Annotated in this window: 8 protein-coding genes; 2 read left to right on the top strand and 6 right to left on the bottom strand. The window is 62.2% G+C overall.

All coding sequences use genetic code 11. The annotated features are described in order from the left end of the window. Positions 1 to 127: 127 nt before the first annotated feature. The 5 genes from JNK99_RS08160 to ompA (JNK99_RS08180) all read right to left on the bottom strand — a co-directional run bounded on the left by JNK99_RS08160 (position 128) and on the right by ompA (JNK99_RS08180) (position 4364). Positions 128 to 784 (bottom strand): HAD-IA family hydrolase, encoded by a 657-nt coding sequence (locus JNK99_RS08160; RefSeq protein ID WP_291851196.1) that lies wholly within the window; start codon positions 782 to 784, stop codon positions 128 to 130. Then, on the bottom strand, positions 777 to 1475 hold the full coding sequence (ubiG, locus tag JNK99_RS08165) for a bifunctional 2-polyprenyl-6-hydroxyphenol methylase/3-demethylubiquinol 3-O-methyltransferase UbiG (RefSeq protein ID WP_291851199.1): 699 nt from the start codon (positions 1473 to 1475) through the stop codon (positions 777 to 779). The genes JNK99_RS08160 and ubiG overlap by 8 nt, the downstream gene beginning before the upstream one ends. A gap of 80 nt (positions 1476 to 1555) precedes the next feature. Continuing rightward, entirely contained in the window at positions 1556 to 2230 is a 675-nt protein-coding gene (gene ompA, locus JNK99_RS08170) for an outer membrane protein OmpA (protein ID WP_291851202.1), read from the bottom strand. Positions 2231 to 2306: 76 nt separating this feature from the next. Further along, positions 2307 to 3632, bottom strand: a complete 1326-nt coding sequence (locus tag JNK99_RS08175) for a TRZ/ATZ family hydrolase (RefSeq protein ID WP_291851206.1) — start codon at positions 3630 to 3632, stop codon at positions 2307 to 2309. 72 nt (positions 3633 to 3704) lie between these two features. Beyond that, a complete protein-coding gene (ompA, locus tag JNK99_RS08180) occupies positions 3705 to 4364 on the bottom strand; it encodes an outer membrane protein OmpA (protein ID WP_291851208.1) in 660 nt (219 codons plus the stop codon). A gap of 287 nt (positions 4365 to 4651) precedes the next feature. On the opposite strand from ompA (JNK99_RS08180), the gene JNK99_RS08185 reads away from it, so the two are divergent. After that, a complete protein-coding gene (locus tag JNK99_RS08185; protein WP_291851211.1) occupies positions 4652 to 5401 on the top strand; it encodes an NAD-dependent deacylase in 750 nt (249 codons plus the stop codon). 14 nt (positions 5402 to 5415) lie between these two features. Here the strand turns inward: JNK99_RS08185 and JNK99_RS08190 are convergent, their stop codons facing one another. Continuing rightward, the gene (locus tag JNK99_RS08190) at positions 5416 to 5697 is read right to left on the bottom strand and encodes a hypothetical protein (RefSeq protein ID WP_291851214.1); all 282 of its coding nucleotides are present in this window, start codon (positions 5695 to 5697) and stop codon (positions 5416 to 5418) included. A 192-nt stretch (positions 5698 to 5889) separates the two neighbouring features. On the opposite strand from JNK99_RS08190, the gene JNK99_RS08195 reads away from it, so the two are divergent. Continuing rightward, on the top strand, positions 5890 to 8369 hold a 2480-nt coding region (locus tag JNK99_RS08195; protein WP_291851215.1), incomplete at its 3' end, for a DEAD/DEAH box helicase.

Raw genomic sequence — 8369 nt, forward strand, 5'->3', positions numbered from 1 at the left:
CGCACCACCGCACGGACGCGGCGCATCGGTGCGGCCCACTCCGGATCGCGAGCGCCATGAGCAAGGAGGATCAGCGCGGTTGGTGACATCGGAGCAGTCTAGCGCAGCATGGGGCAGTCGGCATCAATCAGGCAATACCCGCCACGCTCGCGATCTCGCGCGCATGGTCAACCAGATGGTCGGCACCCCAGGCTTCGATCGGATCGCCATCTCCCAGATAACCGTAGCGCACGGCGACAGTGACCATGCCCACGGCACGACCGGCCTGAATGTCTCGCGGGTCGTCACCGATGTACAGGCAGCGCGCCGGTTCCCTGGCTATCAAGCGGCAGGCCAGACGCATCGGTTGCGGTGCCGGCTTGGCTCGCCGTGCCGAATCGCCACTCACCACGCAGGCAGCACGCTTGGCATATCCCAGGCGACTCAGGAGCGGCAGGGTAAAGCGCTGTGCCTTGTTGGTAACGATCCCCCAGGGCGCCCCATGTTGCTCGCAACGAGCCAGAATTTCATCGATGCCCGGGAATACGGTCGTTTCGACACAGATGTCCTGACTGTAATAGTGGAGAAAGCGCTCATGGAACTCGGCATACAGCGCTTGGCCGGGCCACATGTCGAGGCCCGCCTTGAGCATGCCGCGCACGCCGTGCGAGGTGTAAGGTCGCAGATGGGCAGGAGGAACGGGCGCCAGTCCAAGATCGGAGCGCAGGCGGTTGAGGGCCGCAGCCAGATCGGGAGCCGTATCGGCAAAAGTCCCGTCGAGATCGAACAGGACCGCCTCAAACACTCCGCACCATGTGCACCAGATAATTGACGTCGGTGTCATGCCCCATGGCATAGCGTCCGCTCAAAGGATTGTAGGTCAGCCCGCGCATTTCCAGCGCATCGAGGCCTGCCTCGCGTGCCCAACGCAGCAGTTCCGACGGCCGGATGAAGCGCGCGTACTCATGGGTACCCCGGGGCAGCATCTGCAGCAGGTATTCGGCGCCGATGACCGCCAGCAGATAGGCCTTCACATTGCGGTTGATGGTCGAAAAGAAAACATGCCCCCCCGGCTTGACCAGGGCGGCACAGGCGGCGATGGTGCTGGCTGGGTCAGGAACGTGCTCGAGCATCTCCATGCAGGTGATCACATCGTAGCTGCCACCTTCCTCGCGGGCCAATGCTTCAGCCGAGATCTTGCGGTAATCGACCGACCTCCCGCTTTCCAGCAGGTGCAGGCGGGCAACACTCAGGGCCTTGTCCGAAAGATCGATCCCGGTCACGGTCGCGCCTCGCTGGGACATCGCTTCGGAGAGCAGGCCACCACCACAGCCGACATCCAGCACTTTCTTGCCAGTCAGCGCGCACCGGGCGTCGATCCAATCGAGGCGCAAGGGATTGATCTCATGCAACGGCTTGAAGTCACTGCCCGGGTCCCACCAGCGGTGGGCCAGTTGGCTGAACTTGTCGAGTTCCTTTTGATCGGCGTTAGTCATGGTGCCTGCGCAATCCCTTCTTTCCCGCAACCAAAACGAAAAAGCCCTGCCAAGGCAGGGCTCTTAGTGGCATCAGAGGCTTACTTGGTGCCGATGAGTTCGATATCGACACGGCGGTCGGGCTGCAGGCACTCGATGACCTTCTTGCTCTTCGCACCCGGGCACTGATCAGGCTTGGTGACCGGATTCTTCTTGCCCTTGCCTTCGGTGTAGACCCGGTTGGCGTCGATGCCCTTGCTGACCAGATAGGTCTTGACGGCGGCAGCGCGCTTCTCGGACAGCTTCTGGTTGTAGGCATCGGAACCGAAGCGGTCGGTATGACCCACGGCGATGATGACTTCCAGCTTGATGGCCTTGGACTTGGCGACCACTTCATCCAGCTTCGCCCTGCCTTCCGGACGCAGCGTCGCCTTGTCGAAGTCAAACAGGGCATCGGCAGCCACCGTGATCTTGTCAGCCGCCGGCTTGGCGGTCGGCGCAGCCGCCGCCTTGGCAACTGGCGGCTCGCAGACTTCCTTGGGCAGCAGGTCCTTGTCGCACTTGCAGCCGGCCGGGTCATTGGCCGCTGCAGCGGGAGTCCAGAAGCCGGTACGCCAGCACAAACCGGCACCGCTCATGACGACTTCCCCACGTTGGTCGATCACGTAAACGCGATCCAAGGGAATCGAAGTCTGTGCCTGAGCAAGCGAGACGCCGAAGCCGAAAGTGGCTGCGGCGAGCAAGGCCAGCATGGGGTGTTTTGCGGTTCTGTTCATCTAGGTTTCCCTCGTTAGTTGAAGCCTGCGGCGGTGGTCCGCACGGCTTGTTATGCCTCATTGTTGACCGAACTCATCACGGACGAATTTTATTTTGCCACAAGAGAGCTAACTTTATCAATCCGGTTTCGTTGTTTTCAACCAGTTGCCGATTCTCGACGCGCCGTCGCCCGGCAACCCAGACGTCAGAAACATGCTCACGGCCTACCGCGTAGGTGAGATGCGAGACCGGGTCGTAGCAGGGGGCCAGCGCCACGTCGGCAAGATTGACGGCGCACAGGTCGGCAAACTTGCCGGCGACGATCGATCCGATGCCGGCATCGAGGCCGAGCGCCCGGGCCCCGCCGAGAGTTGCCATGTGCAATGCGCGATGGGCATCGATGGCGTCGGCGCGTCCACTCTGCGCCTTGGCAAGCAACGCTGCCAGACGCATTTCCTGAAACAGGTCGAGGCGATTGTTGCTTGCCGCACCGTCGGTACCCAGCCCGATGTTGACTCCCCGGTCTGACAGTCGGCTGATCGGTGCGATGCCACTCGCCAGCTTGAGATTGGAGCTGGGGCAGTGAGCAACCGAACAACCGTGCTCGGCCAGAAGTTCCATCTCGTGGGCATCAAGGTGCACGGCATGCACCGCGATCAACCCCGGACCAAGCAGTCCCAGGCGACGCAGACGCTCGATTGGACGCCTCCCGAAACGCTGCAGACTATCTTCTATTTCCTGAGCAGTCTCATGCAGATGCAGATGAACCGGCAATTCGATCTGCTCGGCCAGCGTCAGCACCTGGGCAAAGCTTCGTTCACCTACGGTATAGGGCGCATGTGGAGCCAGGCAGAAGGACAGCAGCGGCTCATCCAGCAACTGGTCGCGAACCGCCAGCCCCTTGGCAAGGTAGTCGTCCGCATCGGCGGCATAGTTGCTCGGAAAATCCACGGCGATCAGACCGATCGCCGCGCGCATTCCCGCAGCGAGAACCGCCTCGGCCGCTGCCCCGGGGAAGAAATACATGTCGTTGAAACAGGTGATTCCACCGCGCAACATCTCGGCACAGGCAAGCAGGGTTCCGTCATGGACAAACGAGGCCGAGACATGCTGCGCCTCCGCCGGCCAGACGTGATCCTGCAGCCATTGCATGAGCGGCCGGTCGTCAGCCAGGCCGCGCAGCAGGGTCATCGCAGCATGCGTATGTAGATTGACGAACCCCGGCAGCAACACGTGCTGCTCCAAGCAGTTACGGCTGCGCGGCGCGAAACGGTCGGCCACCTCGCTCTGTGGCAGGAGTTCGACGATCCTGCCCTGATCGACCACCACCGCATGATTTTCGAGAACCAGCCCGGATGGCTCGACGGGCACGATCCAGCGCGCCTCGATCAGCAGATCGACAGCCTGCACGGGCCTGCTCATGGCGCCAGCCGACTGGCGCGAGAGCTAAAAAAAACCCCGCTGAGGCGGGGTTTTTTGCGCATGGCGCCCGAATTACTTGGTGCCGATGAGTTCGATATCGACACGACGGTCAGGCTGCAGGCACTCGATGACCTTCTTGCTCTTCGCGCCCGGGCACTGATCAGGCTTGGTGACCGGATTCTTCTTCCCCTTGCCTTCGGTGTAGACCCGGTTGGCGTCGATGCCCTTGCTAACCAGATAGGTCTTGACGGCGGCCGCGCGCTTTTCGGACAGCTTCTGGTTGTAGGCATCGGAACCGAAGCGGTCGGTATGACCCACGGCGATGATGACTTCCAGCTTGATGGCCTTCGACTTGGCGACCACTTCATCCAGCTTCGCCTTGCCCTCCGGACGCAGCGTCGCCTTGTCGAAGTCAAACAGCGCATCGGCAGCCACCGTGATCTTGTCCGCCGCCGGCTTGGCGGTCGGCGCGGCAGCCGCCACGGGTGCTGGCGGCTCGCAGACTTCCTTGGGTAGCAGATCCTTGTCGCACTTGCAGCCGGCCGGGTCCTTGGCGGCGGCTGCCGGGGTCCAGAAGCCGGTACGCCAGCACAGGCCGGTGCCGCTCACGACGACTTCACCGCGTTGATCGATCACGTAAACGCGATCACCAGCGGTCTGGGCTTGTACGGCACCAGATGCTGCAAAGAGGCCGATGGAAGCCAGCAAGGTAGTGATGATTTTCGATTTCAAGATGTTCCTCCTCGATTAATCTCTGTTAGGTCCGAATGCGTGTAACGCGATGCGATTTTTGCGCAGTCAGGAGATTTAAGCATACAAACTTGATTTTCTTCAAGCAGTCGCCTGACATTGTGTAGTATTTATACAACGATCCGGGTCCGGCAGCAGCACGATGGCAACCACATTCGGGGTATGGCACTCCGCCCGGACGGGCAACAAGTGAGCCTGACATCCGACGATCGGCACACCGCTGACAACGATTGTAGTGATTGTAGTAAACAGGAGAGGAGGAGAAGACCATGCGTGCAATGAATCTGGAGTCAATCGCTGCCATCGTGCGCGAGGCCAGAGACATCGTCGTCTTTTCGGGTGCCGGGCTCTCCGCCGACAGCGGTATTCCGACCTTTCGCGATGGCGCCACGGGCTTGTGGAACAATGTCAACCCGGACGAGGTTGCCAGCATTGAGGGCTTCCTGCGCAACCCTCCGCGCGTCTGGAACTGGTTGCTTCAACTGAAGGCTCTGATCGATGATCGTCGCCCGAATGCCGGACACCTGGCCATCGCGCGGCTTGAGCAGATCTGTGCGGGACAGCGGTTAACGGTCATCACGCAGAACATTGACGGCTATCATGCACGCGCCGGCAATGCGGAGGTACTGGAAGTGCATGGCACCATCCACCGCCTCCGCTGTCATCGCTATTGTGGCTTCGTCGCCAACTGGGATCAGGGCTCCAGCAATCCGTTCGCCTGTCCGGCCTGCGGTTCACCCGTACGACCCGATCTGGTGCTGTTCGGTGAAATGCTGGACGATGAGGTCTTCTCTGCCGCAGAAACGCGCAGCATGAACGCCGACATATTCTTTTGCGTTGGTACGTCCTTTACGGTGCAGCCCGCGGCCCGCCTGCCGGTCTGGGCGAAGTATGCCGGCGCAGCGCTGGTCGAGATCAATCCTCATCCCACCTCCCTGACCGAGGTTGCCGACTACTCGGTACGCAGTGGTGCTTCAGAATTCTTCTCCGCACTCTGCGCAAGACTCGAAGGGAAGTAGCACCGGACCCGGTATCAGAACAGCCAGCCTTCGGAAGCAGCCAGGACGATGGCCAGAAAGCCGACCCACTGAACCCAGTGGTCGCCATCCAGCCAGCGGGAGTTCAAGCGAGGCCGCCAGCGCGAAATCGGTCGGCAGGCATCCGGGCCGACTGCCAATAGATAAGGATTTTCATCAGGAAGGAGGGTACTGTGCGGCCGGCCCGGCCTGCGCTTGGCGACTTTTGGCAGATGGTGATGCATGGCGTGCTCCTCTAGGGTATCGACGACAAAAATGCTAGCAAACCGATAGCTCACCAGATGCGCCTTTGTTGCGAGCCGAAAAATATTTCTCCCGCTCCGACAACGTGCCGCCAGGACCGGCAAGCTGGAAGCCGGGCAGGCGAAGAACCGGACTGATCGTCTATAATGCCGGCCTTTCGCTGCCCCGCCCGGAACGGCGTCCGCAGCTCAAGCCCACTTCAGTCTTCGCGTCGCGAGCCGTCTTCCTTGTCCTTACCGTTTTTCCTATCGCCGCTACCCGCCGCCGGGGAACGGCTGCAGTGGCCGGCCTTCGCCGGATCGGCCGATGCACTGCTGATCGCCCAGGCGGCATCAGGCGGCAATGCCGGGGGGAAACAGCGCATGCTCGCGGTGCTGACCGCCAGCGCCGGCGACGCGCAGCGCCTGCTGCAAGAGATTCCCTGGTTCGACGCCCGGTTGCGCGTACGCCTGCTGCCGGACTGGGAGACCCTGCCCTACGACGGGTTTTCACCGCACCACGACTTGGTTTCCGAGCGACTGGCTACCCTTTACGAAGTCATGCGCCGCGAATGCGACGTGCTGCTGGTCCCCGCCGGGACTGCCGTGTGCCGTCTCGCACCACCAGCCTATCTCGCCGCCTACACCTTCTTTCTCAAGCAGGGCGAGCAACTGGATGCCGTGCAGTTCCGGGCCCAGATGACCCTCGCCGGATATGCTCACGTGACACAGGTGGTTGCACCGGGAGAGTACTCGATTCGTGGTGGCCTGGTTGACCTCTTTCCGATGGGCTCGCAACTTCCGTACCGTCTCGATCTGTTCGACGAGGAGGTCGAGAGCATCAAGACCTTCGACGTCGATAGCCAGCGCACCCTCTACCCGGTAGCCGAGGTCCGCCTGCTTCCGGCACGCGAGTTTCCGCTCGACAACGCCGGGCGCACCCGTTTTCGACAGCGCTTTCGCGAAGTGTTCGAGGGCGACCCCGGTCGCTCGGCAGTGTACAAGGATGTCTCGAACGGCATTGCCACTGCCGGCATCGAGTACTGGCTACCATTGTTCTTCGAGGCAACCGCGACCCTCTTCGATTACCTGCCGGACAACGCCGTGCTCTGCCTGCACGACAACGTCGCCGAGGCAATCCGCAGCTTCTGGCGCGAGGCACAAACACGTTACACCATGATGTCCGGCGAGCGTAGTCGGCCACTGCTGCCACCGGCCGAGCTCTTCCTGGCCGAAGAACCCTTCTTCGTCGCCGCCAAGCCCTATGCCCGCCTCAATCTGAGTGCGGGCGATGACGGTCCGACGCGCAGCCTGCCTGTTCTGGCGATCGATCGCCGGGCTGAAGACCCGCTGCGCCGGCTGAAAACCTTCCTTGCAGAGTTCCCGGGGCGAGCCCTGCTGCTCGCGGAGACTGCCGGCCGTCGCGAAACCCTGTCCGGCCTGTTCGCCGAATATGGCCTGAAGCCCCGGGCGAGCAGCAGTTTCAGCGAGTTTCTGGCGAGCGACAGCCAGCTCTCGCTGGCCATCGCGCCACTCCATGACGGCTTCCTGGTCGATCAATTGGCAATCATCACCGAGGCCGAACTCTACGCCGACAGCCCATCGCGTCGCATGCGCCACGCCATTCAGCGCCGCACCTCGGCCGACAACTGGCTGCGCGATCTGACCGAGCTGAAGATCGGCTCGCCGGTGGTCCATGAGCAACACGGCATCGGACGCTATCAGGGCCTGATCCATCTCGATCTGGGCGAGGGCGAGATGGAGTTCCTTGAACTGCATTACGCGGAGGGTGCCCGACTTTACGTCCCGGTAGCGCAACTGCACGTCATTGCGCGCTACTCTGGCGCCGACCCCGACAGCGCACCGTTGCATACGCTGGGCTCGCAGCAATGGGAGCGGGCCAAACGCCGGGCCGCCCTGCAGGCGCGTGACACGGCGGCCGAACTGCTGGCGCTCTATGCCCTGCGCGCAGCTCGCCAGGGACACGCCTGCGATTTCATGGCACACGATTACGACGCCTTTGCCGACGGGTTCGGTTTCGAAGAGACGCCCGACCAGGCCGGCGCCATCGCCGCCGTCCTCGAGGACATGAAGTCCGGCCGCCCGATGGACCGCCTGGTCTGCGGCGACGTCGGTTTCGGCAAGACCGAGGTCGCCCTGCGTGCCGCTTTCTGTGCAGTGGCCGGTGGCCGCCAGGTCGCCGTCCTGTGCCCGACCACGCTGCTCTGCGAGCAGCATTTCCAGACCTTTGGTGACCGCTTTGCCGACTGGCCGGTGCGAATCGCCGAACTTTCCCGCTTCAAGACCGCCCGCGAGGCTGCCCAGGCGCTCCAGGAACTGGCCGATGGCAGCCTGGACATCGTCATCGGAACGCACAAATTGCTGCAGAAGGGCGTGCACTTCAAGCGCCTCGGCCTGGTGATCATTGACGAGGAGCATCGCTTTGGCGTCCGTCAGAAGGAGGCGCTGAAGGCTTTGCGTGCCGAGGTCGACGTACTCACGCTGACCGCCACACCCATCCCGCGCACGCTCGCCATGTCACTCGAAGGCCTGCGCGACTTCTCGGTGATCGCTACCGCGCCGCAGAAACGGCTGGCCATCAAGACCTTCGTCAGTCGCTTCTCCGACGGCATCATCCGCGAGGCGCTATTGCGTGAATTCAAGCGCGGTGGTCAAGTGTACTTCCTGCACAACGAGGTCGACACGATCGAGAACATGCGTGACAGACT

It is taken from the genome of Accumulibacter sp. (assembly GCF_016789985.1).
Classification (GTDB): domain Bacteria; phylum Pseudomonadota; class Gammaproteobacteria; order Burkholderiales; family Rhodocyclaceae; genus Accumulibacter.

Bases quoted from the DNA above. Each gene is read 5' to 3' on its own strand.
- JNK99_RS08175 (WP_291851206.1), bottom strand. From the start codon at position 3,632: ATGAGCAGGCCCGTGCAGGCTGTCGATCTGCTGATCGAGGCGCGCTGG.
- ubiG (WP_291851199.1), bottom strand. From the start codon at position 1,475: ATGACTAACGCCGATCAAAAGGAACTCGACAAGTTCAGCCAACTGGCC.
- ompA (WP_291851202.1), bottom strand. From the start codon at position 2,230: ATGAACAGAACCGCAAAACACCCCATGCTGGCCTTGCTCGCCGCAGCC.
- JNK99_RS08185 (WP_291851211.1), top strand. From the start codon at position 4,652: ATGCGTGCAATGAATCTGGAGTCAATCGCTGCCATCGTGCGCGAGGCC.